Source organism: Dermatophilaceae bacterium Soc4.6 (assembly GCA_039889245.1).
Classification (GTDB): Bacteria; Actinomycetota; Actinomycetes; order Actinomycetales; family Dermatophilaceae; genus Lapillicoccus.
The window spans coordinates 2,074,687-2,097,927 of the sequence record JAZGVH010000002.1 but is presented as its reverse complement, the minus strand read 5'-3'; the positions used below and the strand labels follow the sequence as shown (position 1 = coordinate 2,097,927).

Here is a 23,241-nt window from a genome sequence, read left to right as displayed (position 1 = left end):
TCCGTCCGAGACGATGGGCGGGGCGTCAACAGTTTGGTAGCTTCGCGGCTGACCCCCATCTGAGTCCAGGAGGCGACAGTGTCCCTCGCACTCCCACGGCCCGACGATCCCGCGGGTCGGGCGCCTCGGGCGATCGTGGTCGGAGCCGGCTTCGGCGGGGTCGCGGCAGCCGTGCGCCTCAAGCAGGCCGGGGTCGAGGACCTCGTGGTGGTCGACTCGGCGCAGGCCGTCGGCGGGGTGTGGCTGGCCAACCGCTATCCGGGCTGCGCCTGCGACATCCCCGCGCCGCTCTACTCGTTCTCGTTCGCTCCGAACCCGCACTGGTCCAGCCGATTCCCCCCGGCCGACGAGATCCAGGCCTACCTCGAGGCGGTCGTCGACCGCTTCGACCTGCGCCGGCACCTCGCACTGGGGACCGAGGTCGTCCGGGCGGTCTGGCACGAGGCGTCGACGACCTGGGCGGTCGAGACGGCCGACGGGAGGGTGCTCGAGTGCGACCTGCTCGTCACGGCCGTCGGCCAGCTGAGCAAGCCCGCCGTGCCACAGATCAAGGGTCTGGAGACGTTCGGCGGCCCGGTCGTCCACTCGGCCCGGTGGACGCCCGACCTCGACGTGGCTGGTCGTCGGGTCGCCGTGATCGGCTCCGGGGCGAGCGCGATCCAGATCGTGCCGGTGATCGCCGGCCCGGCCGAGCACGTCACGGTGCTGCAGCGCTCGGCGCCGTGGACGCTGCCGAAGCCCGCCCGTCGCTACGGCCGGGTGTCACGCGCCCTCAAGCAGCGAGTGCCGGCATCGATGCACATCGGCCGTGAGACGACCTGGCGGGTGACGCAGCTGATGGGGCTGGCGGTGACGGGTAACGCGGTCGCGAGCGGAGCGCTCCGGCTCGCCTCCACCGCCCAGCGCCGGATCCAGCTGCGTGACCCCGAGCTCAGGCGGCGCGCCACGCCCGACCACCGCATGGGCTGCAAGCGGGTGCTGTTCACCAGCACGTGGTTCCCCGCTCTGGCTCGCCCGGACGTCGACCTCGTCACCGAGGCCATCGACCGCGTCGAGGAGGAGGGGGTGCGCACCGCCGACGGGCGCCTGCACCGGGCCGACGTGCTGGTCCTGGGCACGGGGTTCGCGGCCACCGACCTCGTCGCGCCCCTCGAGGTCGTCGGTCGCGCAGGCACGAGGCTCGCCGACGCCTGGGCCGGTGGCGCGCACGCCTACCTCGGCCTGTCGGTGCCGGGCTTCCCCAACCTCTTCCTGGTCTACGGCCCCAACACCAACACGGGCAACACCTCGGTCGTCTACTTCCACGAGGCGCAGGCGGGCTACATCGCCCAGGCGGCGCGGCTGCTCGCGGCCCAGGGCGGCGGCGCCCTCGAGGTGCGCACCGAGGTCGAGGCGGCCTACGACACCGAGCTGCTGGCGAGGCTCGACCGCTCGGTCTGGGCCACCTGCTCGAGCTGGTACCGCGCCGCCAGCGGTCGCATCGTCACCAACTGGCCCGGGTCGGCCTCGGAGTACGCCCGGCGCACAGCGCGGCTCGACCCGGCCGACTTCCTCGTGACGGCGCGCGGGCCGGCCGAGGTCGGCGCCGAGTAGGACCGGACGGCTCGCCCGCGCCGCTGTCGCCACAACTCGAAGATCTTCGAGTTGTGGAGGGCCTTGCCCGATATGGGTCGCCACAACTCGAAGATCTTCGAGCGGGGGCGACCGCCGGAAGGAGCACCGTGGACGGCGACCGCAGCGGCACAGGTGACCCGGGCGTCGGTCGGTGGGAGCCGCGCACGACCCCTGCCCTGCGCGCCGTGCCGGTGACGATCGCCTGGGGCTCGCGTGACCTGCTGCTGACCCATCGCACCCAGTCGGCCCGGGCGCAGTGGCAGATGGCCTGGGCGCGGCACGTCACCCTGCCGGGCTGCGGCCACCTGCCCTTCGCCGACGACGCCGTGGCCTGTTTCGACGCGATCCTGCGGATCACGAGGGTCGCTGACTCCGCCCGCTGACTGCTCGTGAGTCCCGTCGCAGCGCGGATTCGGATATTCCGTCATTCCCCGGCGCTGAGGCGCCCGCGCGTCCTACAGTCGGGCTCGGCCCAGTCGGGGCCCGGCCAGGACACCGCGGCCGTCACTGCGCACGGGGGGACCTCATCCGCATGCCTTCGCTCTCGCACGACCCTGCCGCAACGCTCGGCACGACCGTCAGGCGCCTGCTCACGGTCGCCGTCGCCCTCGCCGCGCTCGCGGTGACGGTCACCCCCCTCAGCCCCACCGAGGCGTCGGCGACCACGGCCCTGCCGGGGCTCGCCACGGCGGCTCCCAACGGTGCCTACGTGCCGCTGGCGCCCCTGCGCATGATGGACACCCGTGACGGCACCGGGCTCTCGCGCGTCGGCAAGATCGGCCCCGGGGGGGTCGTCACGACGATGCTCGGTGGCACGGGACGGCTGCCTGCTGCCTCGGAGGTCAGTGCGGTCGTGCTCAACCTCTCGACCGTCCACCCGACCGCGGGCACCTTCCTCACGGTCTACCCCGCCGACGTGATGAGGCCCCCGACGTCGTCCATCAACATCGGCAGCCTCGACAGCCTGACCAACCTCGTCACGGTGCCCCTGCACGCCGACGGACGGGTCAGCATCTTCAACGCCGTCGGCTCGATCGACGCGATCATCGACGTCGTCGGCTACTACGCCGCGACCGACGCCGGGGCGCAGAGCGCCGGGATGCAGTACGGCGGCTTCACCGGGGTCGAGCCCTACCGCAAGCTCGACACCAGGACCACGAGCCCGGCGACCCCCTTCGGCGACTACTACTGGTACAAGCTCGTCTTCAACTTCACCGACCAGGCGTTCAACAACAGCATCACCGCGGCCGTCGTCAACATCTCGGCCGTCAGCGCGACCCGGTCGGGGTTCTTCACGGCCTGGGACGGCGACTCCGGGCCGGACAACCCGCCGGCCACCTCGAGCGTCAACTTCCGTCGGGGGGAGAACAAGTCCAACCTCGCCATCGTCAAGGTGGGCCACGACAACCCTGACGGCCTGCCGCAGATCATGGTGCTGGCCCGGGTGCCCGCCGGGACCGTGCACGGCATCGTCGACGTCGTCGGGCTGATGACGACCCCGGGCAGCACGCCGGACGGTGCCCAGGACGCTCGTTTCGTGCCGTTCATGAACTCGAGCCGCCTCATCGACACCCGTCGCGCCGAGCTGGGCGGGCCCGCCTTCGGGCCGGGCGAGACCCGGGCCCTCTCGGGCGCCCCGGTGGTGACGCCGACGACGGCGGGCATCGCCGGCAACCTCACCCTCGTGAGCCCGACCCGAGCGTCGTACCTCACCACCTGGCCCTCCGACCTGATCCGCCCCACGGTGAGCAGCGTCAACGCCAACGCCGGGGGCATCGTGGCCAACGGCGCGATCATCGGGCTCGGTCTGCCACCGCGCCCCGGCACAGACGCGTTCTTCGCGTTCAACGCGGCCGGCTCCGCCAACGTCGTCTTCGACGCGGCGGGGACCTTCGAGCTGGCGACGGCACCACTGGCCGCCGCCGCCCACCGGGCGCCACCCCTCGTCGACGCCGGGGCGTCGACGGGGGTGGCCCGGCCGGCCAGGCCGTAGCCGTCATAGCCGTCCTGCACCCTGGTGCTCGCGCCGCTCGACGTGCGTGCGCTCAGGGGGTGGGCCTCCCGCCGGTGACGCCGAGCGTCTCGCCGCTGACGTACAACGACTCGGCCGACGCGAGGAACACGGAGGCGGGGGCGCACTCGGCCGGCTGACCCGGACGGCCGAGAGGCGTGGCCCCGACGCGGATCCCCTGTGCACCCAGCTGCAGGGCCAGGGCCTTGCTGAAGGTGTTGATGGCCGCCTTAGTGCTGGCGTAGTGGACCAGGTCGGGGGAGGGCCGGCAGGCCCGGATCGACGACGTGGTGATGATGCTCGACCCGGGCCGCATGGGGGTCAGCGCCGCCTTGACGAGCCAGAAGGGGGCGCAGACGTTGGTCTTCATCACCGAGTCGAAGTAGTCGCTCGGGATGTCGAGGACGGAGTCGGAGGCTCGCTGCTCACCGGCGCCGAGGGTCACGACGTCGATGCGGCCGACGCGCTGCCCGGTGGCCTCGACGAGGTCGATGCACGCCTGCTCGGTCGTCAGGTTGCGGGCCCTCCTGCGGGAGGTGGCCTACCCGGGGGACCGGCCGCCGAAGCGTGCCGGCCCCCGCCCGGCCGGCTCAGCCGATGACGCGCACGAGCTTCTTGTTGACGAACTCCTCGATGCCGAGGCTGCCCAGCTCACGGCCGAAGCCTGAGCGCTTCACGCCTCCGAACGGCAGCTCGGGGCCGTCGGCACCGACGCCGTTGACGAAGACCATGCCGGTCTGCAGGGCGTTGGCGACCCGGTCGGCCTGCGCGGGGTCGGTGGTGAAGACATACGACCCGAGGCCGTAGGGAGTGTCGTTGGCCAGCTCGATCGCCGCCTCCTCGTCGGTGACCCGGTAGACCGTCGCCACGGGGCCGAAGAGCTCCTCGCGGTAGATGTCGTTCTGCGTCGTGACGCCCGTCAGCACGGCCGGTGGGAAGAAGCACCCGTCGCGCTCGCCCGAGGTGGCGAGCCGGGCCCCCTGGGCGACGGCCCGGTCGACCTGCTCGGCGAGGTTCCTGGCCGCCTGCGGAGAGGACAGCGGGGCCCCGGACCAGCCGGCCGCCATCTTCTCGGTGAGCTTGGCGGTGAAGCTGTCGTAGAGGGCGTCGGCGACGATGAAGCGCTTGGCGGCGTTGCAGGCCTGGCCGGTGTTCTCGAGGCGGGCGGCCACCGCGGCGTCGACGGTCGCGTCGAGGTCGTCGGAGCTGAGCACGATGAAGGGGTCGGAGCCGCCGAGCTCGAGCACGACCTTCTTGAGGTTGCGTCCCGCGACCTCGGCCACCGCCGCGCCCGCCCGCTCGGAGCCGGTCAGTGACACCCCCTGCACGCGCGGGTCGGCGATGATCGTCGCGGCCTGCTCGTTGGTGGCGTAGAGGTTGACGAAGACGTCGTCGGGGCAGCCCGCCTCGCGGAAGATCGCCTCGATGGCGGCGGACGACTCGGGGCACTGCGGTGCGTGCTTGAGCAGGATGGTGTTGCCGGTGACGAGGTTCGGGCCGGCGAAGCGGGCGACCTGGTAGTAGGGGTAGTTCCACGGCATGATGCCGAGCAGGGCCCCGACCGAGCTGCGGCGCATCACGGCCGTGCCCTCACCGGCCAGCAGCTCGATGGGCTGGTCGGCGAGGAAGGTCTCGGCGCGGTCGGCGTAGTACTCGTAGATCGAGGCGGAGTACTCGATCTCGCCCACGGCCTCGTCGAGGGGCTTGCCCATCTCGCGCTGGATGATCGCCGCGAGCTCCTGGGCCCGCTCGGCGTGCAGCGTCCCGATCGTGCGCACGACGGCGGCCCGATCGGCGACCGAGCGCGCCGCCCAGGCGCGGTGCGCGGCAGCGACCGCGTCGATCGCGGCCGACACCTCGGTGTCGGTCGCGGTGGGATAGCTGCGGACCACGTCTCCGGTGGCGGGGTCGAGGACTGCGTAGTCCATCTCGGGTCTCCTTGGCGTTGCGGGGTTGGGCAGGTCGGTGGGGCTCAGGGCGTGACGCTACTCCCACCACCGGGCCGGTCGTCAGGGTCCATCGGGCGGTAGGTTCGGCAGACGCCACCAGCCGATCCCCGCTCGAGGCCACGGCGTTCGTCGCCGACGGCACGCAGCTCGCCTGCGTCCGCGACGAGTCCGGGCTCTCGGTCACGTGATGGACGCGCTCGCCGACAGCGGCAGCGCGCTGTCTGCTCTCCGGTGGGCTCGTCGGTGCCCTCGAGACGGGTGAACGCCGTGCCCTGGGCCTGCGACTGCCGTTGGTGGGTCACGAGGAGTGCGAGCGGTGGTCAGGGAAGTTAGGGTCGAAGGCACTGAGCGGCAAGGGAATTCTCCCTTCCGCGCTCAACGGCGAGCCGACCTCGCGATCGATCCACAGGAGCATCTTCATGACCAGCAACGACACCTCCAACACCACGACCTTCTCCGACCTCGGCCGGGACATGTGGTCCTACCTGACCGGGCAGGAGGCCACGATCGACTACACCTTCGTCGACATGAAGATCGACGTCCCGAGGGCGGCTGGCGACGACAACACCGCCGCCACTTGGAAGCTCAACGGCACCCTGCGCATCACGACCTCCGACAAGGACAACCGCGGAGCCGCCGCCAAGAACGGTGGCTGACACCGGTCGCCGCCTCCAGGTCGTCGCCGACCTCGATCTCGAGGTGGGCGACGACCGGGGGGTCACGACGGCCCGGCTGACCAGCACCGACGGTCTGGTGCTCGACGTCGTCGATCCCGGCGTGCTCCTGCGGTGCGTCCCGGGGCTCGGCCTGCGCGGTGCCGGGCTCACCGACCTGCCGGACTGGCTCCCGCTGGATCAGGTCTCGGACCTCCCGGTGGCCGTGACCTCGCGCGGTCGGCGGCTGGGGGTCGTGCGTCTGTCGCCGGCCGGGGCCGTGCGGTTCACCCCCACGGTGGCCGGGCTCCCGACGATCATCCGGACGGCGACGGCATACGGCACCGGTCGTCTCGGTGGTCGGGTCGTGGTCGGCGCGGTGGTCGCAGCCGTGGCCGCGGTGTTCGTCGTGGTCGCCGCGAGACGCCGCCGCTGACTGGCCAGGCCGGGGCAGATGACGGGTTTGTGACGTGCGGGTGACGCAGGCCCCGGATCGGCTGCCGCGGCTCAGTGGTGGGACCCAGCGTCACAGGACCGCACAGGCCAGACCCCCCGAGAAGCTCGCGGTGACCGGCGGCACCCGCCCGGTCTATCCTCGGCGCACATCGGCAACCCTGGCGCTGGTGGCCGCCCGAGGCAGCACCCGAGGACCAGTCCCCGACCGATCGCCAGCTCGGCGACGGTGAGGAACCACCCGAAGAACCCGAGTTCGGCAGGACGACGTCGCGGACAAGACCCTCAGCGGCGCGATGGAGGTCTACGACGAGGCGATCTCGGCGACGCCCTACGCCACCCCGCGGCTGACCAGGATGAACGACAGGGAGCCGAGGTCGTAGGTCGCCCTGCCGATCAGCGTGGCCACGCCGTTGGTCAGCCAGACGAGCCCGGTGACGATGCTCAGCGCGGTGAGGGCCCTGGCCATCAGGGCGGCGTGGCCCGGAGACTCCTGGCTGCCGCTCGTGGTCGCTGCCCGACTCGTGGCACCACTCATGACCAAGCCTCTTCCAGGTGGGCCTGGACGACGTCCCGACCGGGCTGGTCGGGACGTCGGGATCCCGGCGAGCCTGACGCCCGCCGCTCGGGGTCGCGTCAGAAGGACAACGACGCTGCGCCCTTGGCCAGCAGGGCGACCAGGCTCGCCCCGCCGACGACCGTCGCACCCTCGATCAGGTCGTCCTCACCGATGCCACGCTTCTTGGCGCAGGGGCTGCAGACCAGGAAGGTGCCGCCGGCCTCGACATAGCTGGACACGAGGTCGCCGAGGGGAGCGAAGCCCTCTTCGTGCAGGGTCTCGGCAACGCCCTTCTGAGCGAGCCGCACCCCTTCGGAGGACAGGAACACCGAGGTCTGCTGGGCCGACGCGACAGCGGCGCCGGCGACGACCATGGCGACGCTGGTGCGATCCACGTCGTCGGAGGAGTGGGTGAGGTTGATGACCAGACCGTTCATGATGCGGTGGTTCCCTTCGGGGTGGGTGGAGGTGGGTCGTGGGCGACGCCGGGTGCAACGTCGTCGAGGTGCCAGGGACGGCCCGGTCGGGTGCGGCGGGCGGCCCCGGAGAAGATCAGGTCGAAGCAGGGACGGCCATCCGTGTGAGTCCCGGCGCCGACGTAGTCGTGGCCTGTGAGGTGGCACCAGGCCGGGATGTCGATGGGGGCCGCGGGGTCGGTGGCGACGACCCTCACCGCGGTCCCGTCGGCGACGTCGGTCAGGGCCTTGAGCAGACCCAGCAGGAGCTCGCCGCAGGCCAGGTCGCCACCGTCGAACACGGGGATCTCCGGGCTCGACGGCGCAGCCAGCATCGCGCCGGAGGCACCCCCGTCGTCGGCACTGCGCTGAGGCTCTGGCACGCCCGCCACAGTAGCGCGGCTCATCCCCTGGGGCCGGGTCGACACTCGCCCCCTGACGCCCGGTTGACACGCACGCCTAGGCTCGACCCATGCCTGACTCTCCGTGCAGCGACCCGTCGGTTCCTCATGAGCTCGGCTCGGTGGCGAGGCTGCTCGACGGAGGCGACATGGACTGCGGCAGTGGGCTGCTGCTGCTGATCACGCGGACGATGCGGCAGCTGGACGCCGGTGAGGTGCTGGCCATCCGCAGCCAGGAGCCGAGCGTGGCGGTCGACCTCCCGGTCTGGGCCGAGCTGGCGGGTCACCCGGTCACCGGTGAGCTCGCCGAGACCGCGTCCGGCCCGTGGTGGTTCGCGGTGGCCAAGTCACAGGCCGCGGTGCGTCCGACGAGCGTCTTCAGCCAGGGCGACCGCACACCGGTCGGCCACCGGCTGTGGGCCTACACCAACTTCGACTGCAACCTCGCCTGCCTCTACTGCTGCGCAGAGTCGTCGCCTCGGGCCGCTGCCCGTCGGCTGCCCGCCGAGGTGGCCCGGGAGGTGTTCCGCGAGTTCGCCGCGAGCGGTGGTCGCGAGCTGTTCCTGACCGGCGGCGAGCCGTTCATGCACCCCGACCTGGGTGAGCTGGTGGCCGCCGGAGCCGGGCTGTCGCGCACCATCCTCACCAACGCGATGGTCTTCGGTCGCGGTCGCCGCCGCGAGACCCTGGAGTCGCTGGACCGCGACGTGGTGCTGCAGGTCAGTCTCGACTCGGCGACCCCCGACGTGCACGACCGTCAGCGCGGTGCCGGGTCCTGGGCCCGCGCTCTGGACGGGATCGGCCTCGCCCGCTCGCTCGGTTTCCGGGTGCGCGTAGCCGCCACGATGTACGACGAGGACCTGTCGGGCGTCCAGGCTCTGCACGCCCGCCTCGACGGTGAGGGCATCGGGCCTGACGACCGGCTGATCCGTCCGGTCGCGCAGGAGGGATTCGCCGACTCCGGACTGCACGTCTCGATCGACACCCTCGAGCCTGAGCCCACCATCACCGCTGACGGCGCCTGGTGGCACCCGGTCGCCGTCACCAACCCGAACCTGCGGATCGCTGACTCACCCCTGCCGCTCGAGGAGGTCTTCGGCGTCGTCCGTGACACCCTCGCGGTGCAGGGGGCCGCCACGGCGTCCGGGCGTGAGGTGTTCCGGTGCGCGTGACTGTCGGTCAGCCCTGACCTGGCCCCTGCGCGCCCGGCGTCAGTGCTCCTGTCACCCCGTGCCGAGCAGCGGCACCCGGGGCATGACGAGGTCGACCCAGAGGTAGCGCACCGCCGGGGCGACGGCCAGGGTCCAGACGACCGAAGCGATCACGTCGCTCGGGAAGTGCACGCCGTTGGTGACGAGGGCGAGGGCGGCGACCGCGACCGCAGCCGCCCCGATGGCGGTGGCGGTGGCGTGCCAGCATCTGTCTGGGGCGCAGGATGCCGGCGCCCCGAGGTCCGAGAGCCGGGTCGGCGGGGCGTCATGGTGTGCGAGTCCGTTCTGAGGGCGGGTTGGGCAGTGGCGGGCGACCAGATCCTGCCGTGGGCAGTGCGGAGGCTGCTGGGGTGACGCCACCGGCAGGGTCTGACACCCTCTGCAGGTGCAGACGATCATGACCGGGCTCGACCTGACGGGGCGCGTCGCCGTCGTGACTGGCGCCGGAAGCGCCACCGGCATCGGCATGGCCGTCTGTCGGCGGCTCGGTGAGCTCGGTGCCGCCGTGGCTCTCACCGCCACCACTGACCGCGTCCACGACCGGGTGCACGACCTGCAGCAAGCCGGCGTCCGGGCAGCCGGTGTGGTCGCCGACCTCACGGACCCCGCAGCCGCGGACGACGTCGTCGCCAGGGTCATGGGACTCTGGGGCACCGTCGACATCCTCGTGAACAACGCGGGAATGGTGTCGGTGAGCGATGACGACGCCCTCTCCGGCGGTGTCGACGGACTGGCATACGACGCCTGGCAGCACGGCCTGCGGCGCAACCTGGACACAGCCTTCCTCATGACCCGCTCCGCCGTGCCGATCATGCGGGCCCACGGGTGGGGGCGGATCGTCATGGTCTCCAGCGTCACCGGCCCGGTGATGGCGATGCGCGGGGACGCGGCCTATGCCGCAGCGAAGGCGGGCGTCGTGGGCCTCGTCCGCTCTCTGGCCGTCGACCTGGCCGCTGACGGCATCACCGCGAATGCGGTGGCGCCGGGATGGATCGCCTCCGGTTCGCAGACCGAGGACGAAGCACGGCAGGGAGCGACCACCCCCATGCGCCGCAGCGGCACCCCCGATGAGGTCGCGTCGCCGGTCGCCTGGCTCTGCACGCCCGGAGCGGCGTACGTCACGGGCCAGTGCCTGGTCGTGGACGGGGGGAACTCTGTTGCGGAGCAGCGGGCGCCGTGACCAGCGGCTGCCGGGACGCCACCCTCGGTGGAGACGTCGAGGCCACGCTGGTGGTGGAGACCGAGGGCGAATGCCCTCGGGCACCTGGGGGGCGGGGTCGAGTCTCACGTGCGCGCCATCTCGACCGAGCTCGACCTCTGGGAGGACCCTGCTGGAAACCGCCGTGGCCGAGCGGTCATCCGGTGGCTCGACCAGACCTGAGGTCGTGGGCACGAGCGAGGCACGCTACCCCCTCCTGAGAGAAACGTGCGAGGGTCGTGGCCTGAGCGCGGTGGTCGAGTGCGCTCGACGCCGAGTCGAGGAGGGTCGCTGTGGCCGACGAATCGTCGTCGCCGTCGGGGCTGGTCGCGCGGCTGGTGTCTTTCAGTCCCGGCCGGCCCTGCGGCCAGGAGGAGATCCTCGAGGAGCTGCGTCGGGTGATCCTGGCCGGTGACGCCGCGCCCGGCACCGCCATCCCCCTGGGCGATGTCGCCTCGTTCTTCGCGGTGAGCGTCATCCCGGTGCGCGAGTCACTGAAGACCCTCATCGGTGAGGGACTGGTCGACCACGTGCCGCGCCAGGGCTACCGTGTCGCCGAGCTCACCCGTGACGAGCTGCGGGAGCTCTACGTGATCCGTGAGGTCCTCGAGGCAGCCGCGCTGCGGTCGGCGGTCGCCCGAGCCACCGACGACGACGACGCTGTCGCCGTCGAGGTGCATGCGGCACTGGCGGCGGAGCTGGCGGCGAACGACTACCGGGGATACCACCGGGACAGCCGCCGGTTCCACCTGGCTCTCCTCGCCCCGTCGCGGATGCACCGCCTGCTGCACATGTTCGAGCTGGTGTGGAACGTCACCGACCCTGCGCAACCCATGTCCACGGTCACGGCCGTCGAGCGGGAGCGCATGTACGCCGACCACAGCGCCATGCTCGCTGCCTTCCTCGCGCGCGACGCGGACGAGCTGGTCAGGCGTTCCCGCAAGCACTACAAGCGACTCGAACGGGCCGCCGGCGAGGTGTGACCTCGGGCGCGGGGACTGGGGTGGCGGAGGGCGACTGAGGCGTACCGCTCGTATATCCCACATATATGTCTGCAGCCCTTCAATCCCGTAGCGCGACGGGGCTAGCGTCGCTCCCACCGGGGCGCCCCCGGGCCAGTCCCACGGACGAAGGAGACCGACTCGATGATCCGTATCCGCGTGATCAACCCCAACACGACCTGGTCGATGACGTCGCTGATCGGGGAGAGTGCCCGAGCGGTCGCCGGGGCCGGCGTCGTCGTCGACGCGGTCTCCCCGGCGATGGGCCCGGCCTCGATCGAGAGCCACTACGACGAGGCGCTGGCCGTGCCGGGCATCCTCGCCGAGGTGGCGAGGGGGGAGGCCGAGGGCGTCGACGCCTACGTCATCGCGTGCTTCGGCGACCCGGGCCTCGACGCGTCCCGCGAGCTGGCGCGCGGCCCGGTGGTGGGGATCGCCGAGGCGGCGATGCGCACGGCGACCTACCTCGGCCGCTCGTTCAGCGTGGTCACCACGCTGGGCCGCACCCGGGGCCGGGCGTGGGACCTGGCCGAGCGCTACGGCGTCTCCACCGCGTGCCGTGGCGTGCACGCCTGCGAGATCCCGGTGCTCGAGCTCGAGACGTCGCCCGGCGCCCGTGAACGCATCACCGCTGCGTGCCGTGAGGCGCTGGAGCGCGACCAGTCCGACGTGATCGTCCTCGGCTGCGCCGGGATGACCGATCTCTGCGCCCACATCTCCGAGGCGATCGGGGCTCCCGTCGTCGACGGGGTCGCCGCCGCCACCGTCACCGTGCAGGGATTGGTCACGCTGGGCCTGCGCACCAGCACCGTCGAGGAGTTCGCCGGTCCGCGGGTCAAGGCGTACGAGGGGCTGCTCGCGGACTTCGGCCTCGGCTAGCGACCTGCCATCCCACACCGCCCAACTAGCCCGAACCAGCCCCGAACACCTCCCGAGAGGACCGTGACGATGACCCGTCCCACCCCCGGCCACGCCATCACGATGCGGGTCTCCGCACCCGCCGGCTACACCGCCACCTCCGAGCTGGCCGCCGCAGCGGCGGCCGCAGGAGCGGAGATCACCGCCCTGGACGTCATCGAGTCCACCCACCAGAGCGTCACCGTCGACATCACCTGCAACACCGGCGGCGACGAGCACGCCCAGCAGGTGGCCGCCAGCGTCGACGCGATCCCCGGAGTGAGCGTCGGCAAGGTCAGCGACCGCACGTTCCTGATGCACCTGGGCGGGAAGCTCTCGGTCGAGCCCAAGGTCGAGCTCCGCACCCGCGACGACCTGTCGCGGGCCTACACCCCCGGCGTGGCCCGGGTCTGTCTCGCCATCGCCGCCAACCCCGACGACGCGCGCCGGCTCACCATCAAGCGCAACACGGTCGCCGTCGTCACCGACGGGACGGCCGTGCTGGGGCTGGGTGCCATCGGACCGGCGGCCGCCCTGCCCGTCATGGAGGGAAAAGCCGCCCTGTTCAAGCGTTTTGCCGGTGTCGACGCGTGGCCGGTCTGTCTCGACACCAAGGACACCGAGGAGATCATCGCCGTCGTCAAGGCCATCGCGCCGGTCTACGGCGGCATCAACCTCGAGGACATCGCCGCCCCGCGCTGCTTCGAGATCGAGCGGCGGCTGCGGGCCGAGCTCGACATCCCCGTCTTCCACGACGACCAGCACGGCACCGCCATCGTCGTCCTGGCCGCGCTCGTCAACGCCCTGCGGGTGGTCGGCAAGACGATCGAGCAGGCGCGGGTCGTGGTGAGCGGCGCCGGCGCCGCAGGCCACGCCATCGTCCAGCTGCTGCACGCCCAGGGAGCGGGTCACATCGTCGTCTGCGACCGCTCGGGGGCCATCCACCGCGGCGACGGCTATGCCGACGAGCACCGCCAGTGGATCGCCGACCACACCAACCCCGACAACGTGTCGGGCACGCTCCACGAGGCGATGGTGGGCGCGGACGTCTTCATCGGCGTCTCCGCACCCAACGTCATCGCGGCCGAGCACGTGGCGAGCATGGCCGACGGGGCCGTCGTCCTGGCCCTGGCGAACCCCGACCCGGAGATCCACCCGCTCGACGCCGCCCAGCACGCCACCGTCGTCGCCACCGGGCGCAGCGACTTCCCCAACCAGATCAACAACGTGCTGGCCTTTCCTGGTCTCTTCCGCGGCCTGCTCGACGCGGGTGCGCGAGACATCACGACCGCGATGCTGGTGGCCGCGGCCCACGCGATCGCCGACTGCGTCAGTCCCGCGGAGCTCAACGCCAGCTACATCGTGCCCAGCGTCTTCGACCCACGCGTCGCGGTCGCCGTGGCCGAGGCCGTCGTGGCCACCTCCACCGACTCCACCACCTCCGCCGACTCCACCGACTCTGCGTCCGGTGCCGACCCCGAGGACCGTGATGACCGCTGACGTCGCCGGGACCCACCCCGCGCTCGCCGACGGCGTCCTCGACGACGTCGACCGGTCCCTCGTCTCCACCGACACCTTCCTGGCCGAGAGCTATCCGGGGGAGGACGGTCGTCGCCAGCCCGTCCACACCGTCTACGTGCCCGCCGACCGCTACGCTCCTGACCTGCCGTCCCAGTGGGGCCGCACCGCCCTCGACCTCGTCGCCGAGCACGGGGGCATGGCTGCCGTCTGCGCCGAGCTGGGGATGGCCGACGACCTCACCGCCCAGGTCGCCGACCGCGTCGTCGCCAAGCTGACCACGAGCCCGATCGAGGATCTTCGTCTCGACTTCGAGGACGGGTACGGCGATCGTGGTGAGGCGACCGAGGACGCCGACAGCATCGCTGCGGCCGCGGCCGTCGCCGCCGCCGTCTCCGGCGGGGTCTCGCCTGCCTTCATCGGCATCCGCTTCAAGTGCTTCGAGGCGCCGACGCGTCGTCGCGGCATCCGGACCCTCGACCTGTTCCTCGGCGGTCTGCTCGAGCGGCTGGGCGAGCTGCCACCCGGGCTGGTGCTGACCTTCCCGAAGGTGAGCACGGTCAGCCAGGTGGAGGCCATGGTGGCGACCTGCCGGGCCCTGGAGTCGGCCTACGGTCTGGCCGACCGGGCGCTCGGCTTCGAGATCCAGGTCGAGACCCCCCAGCTCATCCTCGGGGCCGACGGGTCGGCCCCGCTCGCTGCGGCGATCCACGCCGGGGACCACCGGGTGACCTCGCTGCACTACGGGACCTACGACTACAGCGCCTCGCTGCAGATCTCGGCCGAGAACCAGTCGTCCGACCACCCGGTCGCCGACCACGCCAAGCAGGTCATGCAGCTCGCTGCGGCCGGCACCGGGGTCCACGTCTGCGACGGGTCGACCAACATCCTGCCGGTGGGTGGGCCGGATCAGGTCCGCGCCGCCTGGAAGACGCACCACGACCTCGTCGCGCGGGCGTTGCGCCGGGGGTTCTACCAGGGGTGGGACCTGCACCCCGGGCAGCTGCCCACCCGCTACGCCGCGACCTTCGCCTTCTACCGGCAGGGTCTCCCCAGGGCGGCACGTCGCCTCGCCGACTACGTCGGCAACAGCTCGTCGGGCGTGCTCGACGAGCCGGCCACGGCGCGGGCGCTCGCCCGCTACCTCCACCGCGGCCAGGCCTGCGGCGCGGTCGACGAGACGGAGCTGCTCGACCTGGTGGGACTCACCGGGGAACAGCTCGACCTGCTGTCCCGCCCGCGGTCGGACACCGAGTCCATGCGCCGTCGTTCCTGACCGGCACCCCCAGCCCGCGGCGCGACCTGCGCGCACCCCTTCGAGAAGGAGCACCACGTGACCACCCCCAGCTACTACACCCCCGCCGGTGGGCTGCCGCCGCAGACCCAGCTGACGACCGACCGGGCCGTCTTCACGCAGGCCTACGCCGTCCTGCCGCGGGGCACCATGACCGACATCGTCACCAGCCTGCTGCCGTTCTGGGACAAGACGCGGCTGTGGGTGATCGCCAGGCCCCTGTCGGGCTTCGCCGAGACCTTCTCCCAGTACATCGTCGAGGTCTCACCCGGGGGTGGCAGCGACCAGCCCGAGCTCGACCCGGGCGCCGAGGGCGTGCTGTTCGTCGTGGCCGGCAGCCTGGCCCTGACGCTGGACGGCGAGACCCACGAGCTGGCGGCCGGAGGGTACGCCTTCCTTCCTCCCGGCCAGGTCTGGACCCTGCACAACACCAGCCAGGAGGTGGCTTCCTTCCACTGGATCCGGAAGGCCTACCAGCGCGTGCCCGGGATCGAGGTGCCGGCGGCGTTCGTCACCAGTGACCTCGAGGTCCCCGGTGGTGAGATGCCGGGCACCAACGGGGTCTGGACGACGCAACGCTTCGCCGACCCCACCGACGTGCGCCACGACATGCACGTCAACATCGTCACCTTCGAGCCCGGCGGGGTGATCCCGTTCCCCGAGACGCACGTGATGGAGCACGGGCTCTACGTCCTCGAGGGGAAGGCGGTCTACCTGCTCAACAACGACTGGGTCGAGGTCCAGGAGGGTGACTTCATGTGGCTGCGGGCCTTTTGCCCCCAGGCCTGCTACGCCGGAGGCCCCGGTCGCTTCCGCTACCTGCTCTACAAGGACGTCAACCGCCACGCCACGCTCAGCCGCCAGTTCACCTGAGGCACCACGTGACTCGTGACCGATAGCGAGTCTCACCCACCAGCACCGCTCGCAGAACCACGCCCGATCCAGGAGGTCTTCATGACAACGACGTCACACCCCCCGACGACCAACGTCCATCCCGTCGACGAGCGTCTCCCGCTCCCGCAGATGATCGTCTACGGCCTGCAGCACGTGCTGAGCATGTATGCCGGGGTCGTCGCCGTGCCTCTCATCGTCGGCAGCGCGCTCAAGCTGAGCGGGGGCCAGATCACCTACATCGTCTCGGCCGGCCTGTTCATGTCGGGCGTCGCGACGCTGCTGCAGACGCTCGGTGTCTGGAAGTTCGGTGCGCGGCAGCCCCTCGTGCAGGGCACCTCCTTCGCCGCGGTCTCGACGATCCTGGCCGTGGGCACCGCATCCGGCGGGACCGACGGCCTGAGGGCGGTCTTCGGCGCGCTGCTCGTCGCCGGCCTCGTCGGTCTGCTCATCGCACCCGTCTTCACCCGGCTGCTCCACTTCTTTCCCGAGGTCGTGACCGGGTCGGTCATCACCATCATCGGTGTCTCGCTGCTCCCGGTAGCGATCAAATGGAGCGCCGGCGGGGTCGGGTCCAAGACGTTCGGCGACCCCAAGAACATCCTGCTCGCGGTGCTCACCATGGTCATCATCGTGCTGATCTACCGCTTCATGCCGCCGTTCTTCTCCCGCATCGCCATCCTCCTCGGACTGGTCCTCGGCACCGTCGTCGCGATCCCCTTCGGTGTCACCCAGTTCAGCGCCATCAAGGACGCCGGCTTCTTCCAGGTCCCCGCACCGTTCCACTTCGGCCTGCCCACGTTCGCCTTCGGCGCGATCATCTCGATGGTCGTGGTCATGCTCGTGATCATGACCGAGACGACCGCCGACATCCTCGCCGTGGGTGAGATCATCGAGCGGCCGGCCGACCGCGAGACGGTCACGAACGGGCTGCGTGCCGACATGGTCTCCACCTCGATCGCGAGTGTCTTCAACGGGTTCTCGATCAGTGCCTTCGCCCAGAACGTGGGTCTCGTCGCCATCACCGGCATCAAGAGCCGATTCGTCGTCGCCGTGAGCGGGGCGATCCTCGTGTTCCTCGGCGTCTTCCCGGTCCTCGGCGCGATCGTCGCCGTCGTGCCACTGCCCGTGCTCGGAGGGGCCGGCCTGGCCCTGTTCGGCACGGTCGCCGCGAGCGGCATCCGCACCCTGAGCAAGGTCGACTTCGCCGGCAACTCCAACCTGGTCATCGTCGCCTTCGCGCTCGGCTTCGGCATCATCCCCATCTCGGTGCCGACCTTCTACGACAAGTTCCCCAGCTGGTTCCAGGTCATCTTCGACTCCGGTATCACCTCCACGGCCATCGTGGCCGTCCTGCTCAACATCGTCTTCAACATCCTCGGGCGGTCCTCGAGCACCGAGGGGCCGATCTTCTCGGAGGGGCCGCCGCCCGGGGCCATCTCGGATCGGGACGAGGCGCGACTGAACGAGCCCGACCAGCGCCGCAACGAGGTCGGCGGCTCGGCCGACAGGGCGCAACGTGGCTGACGCCGGGGCGCCGGCGGGGCGGGTCGCCGCCCCCACGGTGAGCCTGGCCAGCTTCAACGCCTGGGACCGTGCGGTCGCAGCCGCCTTCATCCGTCCGTGCCTGGACGTGGACCGGTGGGTGAACACGGTCGTGGACGGCCGCCCCTTCGCCGAGGTCGCCGACCTGGCGCAGGTCGCGGCGCAGGCCGCGACCGCCCTGTCGCACGACGAGATCGAGGCCGCAATGTCGCACCATCCACGCATCGGGGAGTCACCCTCGGGGACCTCCCGCGAGGCCACGCTCTCGCAGGGTGAGCAGTCCGGTCTGCAGGTCGACGACGAGCTCAGCCGGCGGCTGCGGCAGGGCAACGCCGCCTACGAGCGCCGTTTCGGCCGCGTGTTCCTCATCCGGGCGGCGGGGCGCTCGGCGTCCGAGATCGTGGCTCTGCTCGAGACGCGTCTGGGCCACGACGACGCGACCGAGGAGCGGGTCGTGGGCCAGCAGCTCGGTGAGATCGCGGTCCTGCGGCTGCAGGCCCTGGTGACTCCGTGAGCTTCCTCTCTGCGCACGTGCTCGACGCCAGCACGGGCACGCCAGCCGCCGGGGTCGAGGTCAGCCTGACCGGTGTCGACGGCACGCCGCTCGCGGCCGCGACGACCGACGCCAACGGCCGGGTGCCCGACCTCGGACCGGACACGCTGGCACCCGGTGACTACTGCGTGTCCTTCGCCATCGGCGCCTACTTCGCCCGACAGGAACAGGACTGCTTCTACCCCGTCGTCGAGGTCCACTTCACCGTCCGCGCCACCGAATCCCATTACCACATACCGCTCCTGGCCAGCCCTTTCGCCTACACGACCTATCGCGGCAGCTGAGCGGGCCCGTCCACCTCACCCCCGACGAAGACCGCACGACAGCACGAGACCACCGACACCACCGACACGACGACCGAAGGAGTCCGACATGGCTGAGGTCATCCTCACCGCCAACCAGTACGGCAAGGCAGAGAACCGGGTCGTGCGCGTCACCCGCGACACCGACCGCCACGAGGTGATCGACCTCAACGTGACGTCCGAGCTCCGGGGCGACTTCCTGGCCGCCCACACGGAGGGGGACAACGCCCACGTCGTCGCCACCGATACGCAGAAGAACACCATCTTCGCCTTCGCCCGCGACGGGATCGCCTCACCGGAGCAGCTGCTGGAGAGGCTCGCCGAGCACTTCACCACGCAGTTCGACTGGGTGACGGGTGGCCGGTGGGCGGCGGAGGAGTACGGCTGGTCGCGGATCGACGACCACGACCACGCCTTCTTCCGCAACACGCCGGAGACCCGCACGGCGGTGCTGGTGCGCGACGGTGACAGCACCACGGTGATCAGCGGGTTCTCCGGCCTGACCGTGATGAAGACGACGCAGTCGGGCTTCGTCGGCTACCCCAAGGACGACTACACGACGCTCCCGGAGACGGAGGACCGGATCCTCGCCACCGAGGTCACGACCCGCTGGCGCTACAACACCCCTGACGTCGACTACAACGCCGTCTACGCGAGCGTCAAGGCGACGATGCTCGAGGCCTTCGGGAAGGAGTACTCCAAGGCGCTGCAGCACACCCTCTTCCAGATGGGTGAGGCCGTGATCGACAAGCACGACTGCATCGACGAGGTGAAGTTCTCCTGCCCCAACAAGCACCACTTCCTCTCCGACCTGTCGTTCCGCGGTCTCGACAACCCCGGCCTCGTCTTCTGGGCGGCCGACCGGCCCTACGGCCTGATCGAGGCCACCTTCGCCCGCAAGGGCAGCGCACCCGCCGACGCGGCATGGGTCGGCATCGCCGGGTTCTGCTGACCCGGCCTCACTGACCGCAGACCGGCCCCAAGACCGACCGCAGACCGACGTCAGACCGACCCCAGACCGACCCCACCCCAGCAGAGGAGCACCGACGATGACCAGCCCGCACCCAGGAGCCTCGACCGACCAGGTCGACCCGGAGGAGATGTCCGAGTGGTCGGAGTCCTTCACCCAGCTGCTGGCGAGCAACGGCCCGTCTCGGGCGGCCGAGGTGCTGCGCATGCTCGGTGAGCAGGCGTCCGCGTCCGGCCTGCCTGCGGCCGCGGGGGGCGTCACGACCGACTACGTCAACACCATCGCCGTGGCGCAGGAACCGGCCTTCCCCGGCGACGAGAGCATCGAGCGGTCCTACCGTCGGCTCCTGCGCTGGAACGCGGCGGTGCTCGTGCACCGGGCGCAGCGTCCGGACATCGGTGTCGGGGGCCACATCTCCACCTACGCCGGCGCCTCGACGCTCTACGAGGTGGGTCTGAACCACTTCTTCCGCGGCGCCGGCCACCCCGGTGGCGGCGACCAGGTCTTCTTCCAGGGACATGCCTCGCCGGGGATGTATGCCAGGGCCTTCCTCGAGGGTCGTCTGGGCGAGGCCGACCTCGACGGCTTCCGGCAGGAGAAGTCTGCGGCCCCGCACGGGCTGTCCTCCTACCCGCACCCACGGCTGATGCCGCAGTTCTGGCAGTTCCCGACCGTCTCCATGGGCATCGGTCCGATGAACGCGATCTACCAGGCCCAGTCGAACCGCTACCTGGAGCACCGGGGGATCAAGGACACCAGCGACCAGCACGTCTGGGCCTTCCTCGGCGACGGCGAGATGGACGAGCCGGAGTCGCGCGGCTTCCTCCAGCTGGCGGCGAACGAGGGGCTCGACAACCTCACCTTCGTGGTCAACTGCAACCTCCAGCGGCTCGACGGTCCGGTCCGCGGCAACGGCAAGATCGTCCAGGAGCTCGAGGGGTTCTTCCGCGGTGCAGGGTGGAACGTCGTCAAGGTGCTCTGGGGTCGGGAGTGGGACCCACTCCTCGCCAGGGACACCGACGGCGAGCTCGTGCGGGTCATGAACGAGACGCTGGACGGCGACTACCAGACCTACAAGGGCGAGTCCGGAGGCTACGTCCGCGAGCACTTCTTCGGCCGGTCCCCCTCGACCAAGGCTCTCGTCGCCGACCTGACGGACGACCAGATCTGGAGCCTCAAGCGCGGTGGCCACGACTACCGCAAGGTGTATGCCGCCTACCATGCGGCGACCCTCGGCAACAGGACGGGGCGGCCCACCGTCGTCCTCGCCAAGACCGTCAAGGGCTACGGCCTCGGCGCCAACTTCGAGGCGCGCAACGCGACGCACCAGATGAAGAAGCTGACGACGTCGGACTTCAAGGCGTTCCGTGACCTGCTCGACATCCCCGTCACCGACACCCAGATCGACGCCGACCCCTACCGGGTGCCGTACCACCACCCCGGGTCGGAATCGGCAGAGATCCGGTACCTCCTCGCCCGGCGCCACGAGCTCGGCGGCTTCCTGCCCGAGCGGCGCCGGGCCCCCCGCGCCCTCACCCTGCCGGACGCCAAGACGTATGACGTGGCCCGTCGCGGCTCGGGCAAGCAGCAGGCGGCGACCACGATGGCCTTCGTGCGTCTGCTGCGAGAGCTGCTGCGGGACAAGGGGATCGGGAACCGCATCGTGCCGATCATCCCCGACGAGGCACGCACCTTCGGCATGGACTCGTTCTTTCCCACAGCCAAGATCTACAACCCGAACGGCCAGAACTACACCTCGGTCGACCGCGCCCTGCTCCTGGCCTACAAGGAGTCCCCCCAGGGGCAGATCCTGCACACCGGCATCAACGAGGCCGGCTCGATGGCGGCCTTCACAGCCGCGGGCACGGCATACGCCACCCACGGTGAGCCGCTGATCCCGGTCTACGTCTTCTACTCGATGTTCGGCTACCAGCGCACCGGCGACGCCATGTGGGCCGCGATGGACCAGATGACCCGCGGTTTCATCATCGGCGCCACCGCCGGGCGGACCACGCTCACCGGCGAGGGGCTGCAGCACGCGGACGGCCACTCGCCGGTGCTGGCTGCCACCAACCCGGCGACCAAGGTCTACGACCCCGCCTACGGCTACGAGATCGCGCACATCGTGCGCGCCGGGCTCGAGCAGATGTACGGACCGGACTCGACCGATCCCGACGTCATGTACTACCTGACCCTGTACAACGAGCCGATGTTGCAGCCGGCCGAGCCGGCCGACGTCGACGTCGACGGCATCCTGCGCGGCCTGCACCGGATCGCCACCGGTGCGGGCGACGGCCCCCGCTGCCACCTCATGGGATCGGGCGTGTCGGTGCCCTGGGTCCTCGAGGCCGCGCGGCTGCTGGAGCGGGACTGGGGGGTCTTCGCCGACGTGTGGTCGGTCACCTCGTGGACCGAGCTGCGCCGGGACGGCCTCGCCGCCGAGCAGGAGGCCTTCCTCCACCCCGAGCGGGCAGCGCGGGTGCCGTACGTCGCCGCCAAGCTGGCTGACGCCCCGTGGCCGGTGGTCGCGTCGACGGACTTCGTCTCCGAGGTCCCCGACCAGATCCGCCAGTTCCTGCCCCACCGCTTCGCCACGCTCGGCGCCGACGGCCATGGCTTCTCGGACACCCGGGCTGCCGCCCGCCGGTTCTTCCACATCGACGTCGAGTCGATCGTGGTCCGCGCCCTCCAGGTGCTCGCCGACGAGGGACGGGTCGACCCCGAGACGGCCCTGAGGGCATCGAGCCGCTACCGGCTGCTCGACGTCCGGGCCGGGACCACCGGCAGCGCCGGCGGTGACTCCTGACCAGCCGCAGGGTCGGCCACACGTAGCCCCCTGGCGGCCCCGTCCCGCTCTGCACCCTCCGACGTCGTCTCCCACCACCACCCAGTCTGAGAGGACCCCGATGACCGACCACGGACTTCGGTACCTGGCCAACTGCTCCATGCTGTTCACCGAGCTGCCGCTGCTGCAGCGGCCTGCCGCCGCCAAGGCGGCCGGCTTCGACGCCATCGAGCTCTGGTGGCCGTGGCCCGATCAGCCCGTGCCCTCCGACGCAGCCGTCGACGCCCTCGTCACCGCCGTGAGCGACAGCGGGGTCCAGCTCGTCGGGCTGAACTTCTTCGCGGGCGACCTGGCTGGCGCTGACTGTGGCGTCCTGTCGCTCCCGGACCGGTCACGCCAGTTCGTCGACAACATCGACGTGACCGTCGGCATCGGCGAGCGTCTCGGGGTCACGGCCTTCAACGCCCTCTACGGCAACCGCGTCGAGGACAGCAGCCCGGAGGCCCAGGACGCCCTCGGGCGCGTGAACCTCGGTCTGGCCGCCGTCGCTGCCGCTCGAGTCGGCGCCACCGTGCTCGTCGAGCCGGTGAGCGGTCCGAAGCCCTACCCGCTGCGGACCGCAGCCGACGCGGTCGCCGTCGTCGACGTGGCGCGGGCCGACGGCCACGCCAACGTGGGCTTCCTGCTCGATCTCTTCCACCTGGCCAACAACGGTGACGACCCCGCCGCCGCGGCGACGGCCTACGCCGACCGGGTCGGCCACGTCCAGATCGCCGACTGGCCCGGCCGTGGAGAGCCCGGCTCCGGAAGCCTCGACCTGCTGGACCTGCTCACGACCGTCAGCGACACCGGGTATGCCGGGTGGGTCGGCCTCGAGTACAAGCCCACCACCACGACCGACGAGAGCCTCGCCTGGCTCCCGCGAGGCCGCCGTGGCGCTCCCGCGCCCACACAGACCTGACCCGACCCGACTCGGCGCCG

At 71.1% G+C, this 23,241-nt stretch carries 24 protein-coding genes; 18 read left to right on the top strand and 6 right to left on the bottom strand.

The genetic code is table 11. The features are described 5' to 3' along the window. Positions 1–78 precede the first annotated feature (78 nt). The 3 genes from V3N99_09660 to V3N99_09650 all read left to right on the top strand — a co-directional run bounded on the left by V3N99_09660 (position 79) and on the right by V3N99_09650 (position 3,607). Positions 79–1,593 carry an NAD(P)/FAD-dependent oxidoreductase gene (locus tag V3N99_09660; GenBank protein ID MEO3937009.1) on the top strand — a complete coding sequence of 505 codons (1,515 nt, stop codon included), beginning with the start codon at positions 79–81 and terminating at the stop codon, positions 1,591–1,593. Between the two features lie 128 nt (positions 1,594–1,721). After that, entirely contained in the window at positions 1,722–1,997 is a 276-nt protein-coding gene (locus tag V3N99_09655; GenBank protein ID MEO3937008.1) for an alpha/beta hydrolase, read from the top strand. A 149-nt stretch (positions 1,998–2,146) separates the two neighbouring features. Continuing rightward, a complete protein-coding gene (locus tag V3N99_09650; GenBank protein MEO3937007.1) occupies positions 2,147–3,607 on the top strand; it encodes a hypothetical protein in 1,461 nt (486 codons plus the stop codon). A 52-nt stretch (positions 3,608–3,659) separates the two neighbouring features. Here V3N99_09650 and V3N99_09645 read toward each other — a convergent pair whose 3' ends face one another. Together V3N99_09645 and V3N99_09640 are read right to left on the bottom strand one after the other, a co-directional pair. After that, positions 3,660–4,139, bottom strand: coding sequence for an SDR family oxidoreductase (locus V3N99_09645; protein MEO3937006.1), 480 nt, complete (start codon positions 4,137–4,139; stop codon positions 3,660–3,662). Between the two features lie 76 nt (positions 4,140–4,215). Continuing rightward, positions 4,216–5,553 (bottom strand): NAD-dependent succinate-semialdehyde dehydrogenase, encoded by a 1,338-nt coding sequence (locus V3N99_09640; GenBank protein ID MEO3937005.1) that lies wholly within the window; start codon positions 5,551–5,553, stop codon positions 4,216–4,218. A 440-nt stretch (positions 5,554–5,993) separates the two neighbouring features. On the opposite strand from V3N99_09640, the gene V3N99_09635 reads away from it, so the two are divergent. After that, on the top strand, positions 5,994–6,230 hold the full coding sequence (locus V3N99_09635) for a hypothetical protein (protein ID MEO3937004.1): 237 nt from the start codon (positions 5,994–5,996) through the stop codon (positions 6,228–6,230). Continuing rightward, entirely contained in the window at positions 6,223–6,663 is a 441-nt protein-coding gene (locus tag V3N99_09630) for a hypothetical protein (GenBank protein ID MEO3937003.1), read from the top strand. Before V3N99_09635 ends, V3N99_09630 begins: the two co-directional genes overlap by 8 nt. A 348-nt stretch (positions 6,664–7,011) precedes the next feature. Here V3N99_09630 and V3N99_09625 read toward each other — a convergent pair whose 3' ends face one another. The 3 genes from V3N99_09625 to V3N99_09615 all read right to left on the bottom strand — a co-directional run bounded on the left by V3N99_09625 (position 7,012) and on the right by V3N99_09615 (position 8,077). Further along, positions 7,012–7,218, bottom strand: coding sequence for a hypothetical protein (locus tag V3N99_09625; GenBank protein MEO3937002.1), 207 nt, complete (start codon positions 7,216–7,218; stop codon positions 7,012–7,014). A gap of 98 nt (positions 7,219–7,316) precedes the next feature. Further along, positions 7,317–7,676 carry a DsrE family protein gene (locus tag V3N99_09620; GenBank protein MEO3937001.1) on the bottom strand — a complete coding sequence of 120 codons (360 nt, stop codon included), beginning with the start codon at positions 7,674–7,676 and terminating at the stop codon, positions 7,317–7,319. Beyond that, on the bottom strand, positions 7,673–8,077 hold the full coding sequence (locus tag V3N99_09615; protein ID MEO3937000.1) for a sulfurtransferase TusA family protein: 405 nt from the start codon (positions 8,075–8,077) through the stop codon (positions 7,673–7,675). The genes V3N99_09620 and V3N99_09615 overlap by 4 nt, the downstream gene beginning before the upstream one ends. 89 nt (positions 8,078–8,166) lie before the next feature. On the opposite strand from V3N99_09615, the gene V3N99_09610 reads away from it, so the two are divergent. After that, positions 8,167–9,267, top strand: a complete 1,101-nt coding sequence (locus tag V3N99_09610) for a radical SAM protein (protein ID MEO3936999.1) — start codon at positions 8,167–8,169, stop codon at positions 9,265–9,267. A gap of 51 nt (positions 9,268–9,318) precedes the next feature. On the opposite strand, the gene V3N99_09605 is transcribed toward V3N99_09610, so the two are convergent. Then, a complete protein-coding gene (locus V3N99_09605; GenBank protein MEO3936998.1) occupies positions 9,319–9,666 on the bottom strand; it encodes a phosphatase PAP2 family protein in 348 nt (115 codons plus the stop codon). A 25-nt stretch (positions 9,667–9,691) separates the two neighbouring features. Between V3N99_09605 and V3N99_09600 the strand changes: the two genes are divergently transcribed. From V3N99_09600 to V3N99_09545, 12 genes are all read left to right on the top strand, one after another. After that, positions 9,692–10,486, top strand: coding sequence for an SDR family NAD(P)-dependent oxidoreductase (locus tag V3N99_09600; protein ID MEO3936997.1), 795 nt, complete (start codon positions 9,692–9,694; stop codon positions 10,484–10,486). A gap of 311 nt (positions 10,487–10,797) precedes the next feature. Further along, positions 10,798–11,487 carry a GntR family transcriptional regulator gene (locus V3N99_09595; GenBank protein ID MEO3936996.1) on the top strand — a complete coding sequence of 230 codons (690 nt, stop codon included), beginning with the start codon at positions 10,798–10,800 and terminating at the stop codon, positions 11,485–11,487. 162 nt (positions 11,488–11,649) lie between these two features. Next, on the top strand, positions 11,650–12,384 hold the full coding sequence (locus V3N99_09590; protein MEO3936995.1) for an aspartate/glutamate racemase family protein: 735 nt from the start codon (positions 11,650–11,652) through the stop codon (positions 12,382–12,384). 69 nt (positions 12,385–12,453) lie between these two features. Next, positions 12,454–13,902 carry an NAD-dependent malic enzyme gene (locus tag V3N99_09585; GenBank protein ID MEO3936994.1) on the top strand — a complete coding sequence of 483 codons (1,449 nt, stop codon included), beginning with the start codon at positions 12,454–12,456 and terminating at the stop codon, positions 13,900–13,902. Further along, a complete protein-coding gene (locus V3N99_09580; protein MEO3936993.1) occupies positions 13,892–15,196 on the top strand; it encodes an aldolase in 1,305 nt (434 codons plus the stop codon). Before V3N99_09585 ends, V3N99_09580 begins: the two co-directional genes overlap by 11 nt. Before the next feature lie 57 nt (positions 15,197–15,253). Beyond that, positions 15,254–16,087: a bifunctional allantoicase/(S)-ureidoglycine aminohydrolase gene (locus V3N99_09575; GenBank protein MEO3936992.1), complete on the top strand. Its 834-nt coding sequence runs from the start codon at positions 15,254–15,256 to the stop codon at positions 16,085–16,087. An 81-nt stretch (positions 16,088–16,168) separates the two neighbouring features. Beyond that, the gene (locus V3N99_09570; GenBank protein ID MEO3936991.1) at positions 16,169–17,632 is read left to right on the top strand and encodes a nucleobase:cation symporter-2 family protein; all 1,464 of its coding nucleotides are present in this window, start codon (positions 16,169–16,171) and stop codon (positions 17,630–17,632) included. Beyond that, a complete protein-coding gene (uraD, locus tag V3N99_09565) occupies positions 17,625–18,164 on the top strand; it encodes a 2-oxo-4-hydroxy-4-carboxy-5-ureidoimidazoline decarboxylase (GenBank protein ID MEO3936990.1) in 540 nt (179 codons plus the stop codon). Before V3N99_09570 ends, uraD begins: the two co-directional genes overlap by 8 nt. Then, entirely contained in the window at positions 18,161–18,487 is a 327-nt protein-coding gene (gene uraH / locus V3N99_09560; protein MEO3936989.1) for a hydroxyisourate hydrolase, read from the top strand. The genes uraD and uraH overlap by 4 nt, the downstream gene beginning before the upstream one ends. Before the next feature lie 88 nt (positions 18,488–18,575). Then, the gene (gene pucL / locus V3N99_09555) at positions 18,576–19,457 is read left to right on the top strand and encodes a urate oxidase (GenBank protein MEO3936988.1); all 882 of its coding nucleotides are present in this window, start codon (positions 18,576–18,578) and stop codon (positions 19,455–19,457) included. Between the two features lie 97 nt (positions 19,458–19,554). Further along, the gene (aceE, locus tag V3N99_09550; protein ID MEO3936987.1) at positions 19,555–22,281 is read left to right on the top strand and encodes a pyruvate dehydrogenase (acetyl-transferring), homodimeric type; all 2,727 of its coding nucleotides are present in this window, start codon (positions 19,555–19,557) and stop codon (positions 22,279–22,281) included. Positions 22,282–22,381: 100 nt separating this feature from the next. Beyond that, the gene (locus tag V3N99_09545) at positions 22,382–23,221 is read left to right on the top strand and encodes a TIM barrel protein (protein ID MEO3936986.1); all 840 of its coding nucleotides are present in this window, start codon (positions 22,382–22,384) and stop codon (positions 23,219–23,221) included. Positions 23,222–23,241 lie beyond the last annotated feature (20 nt).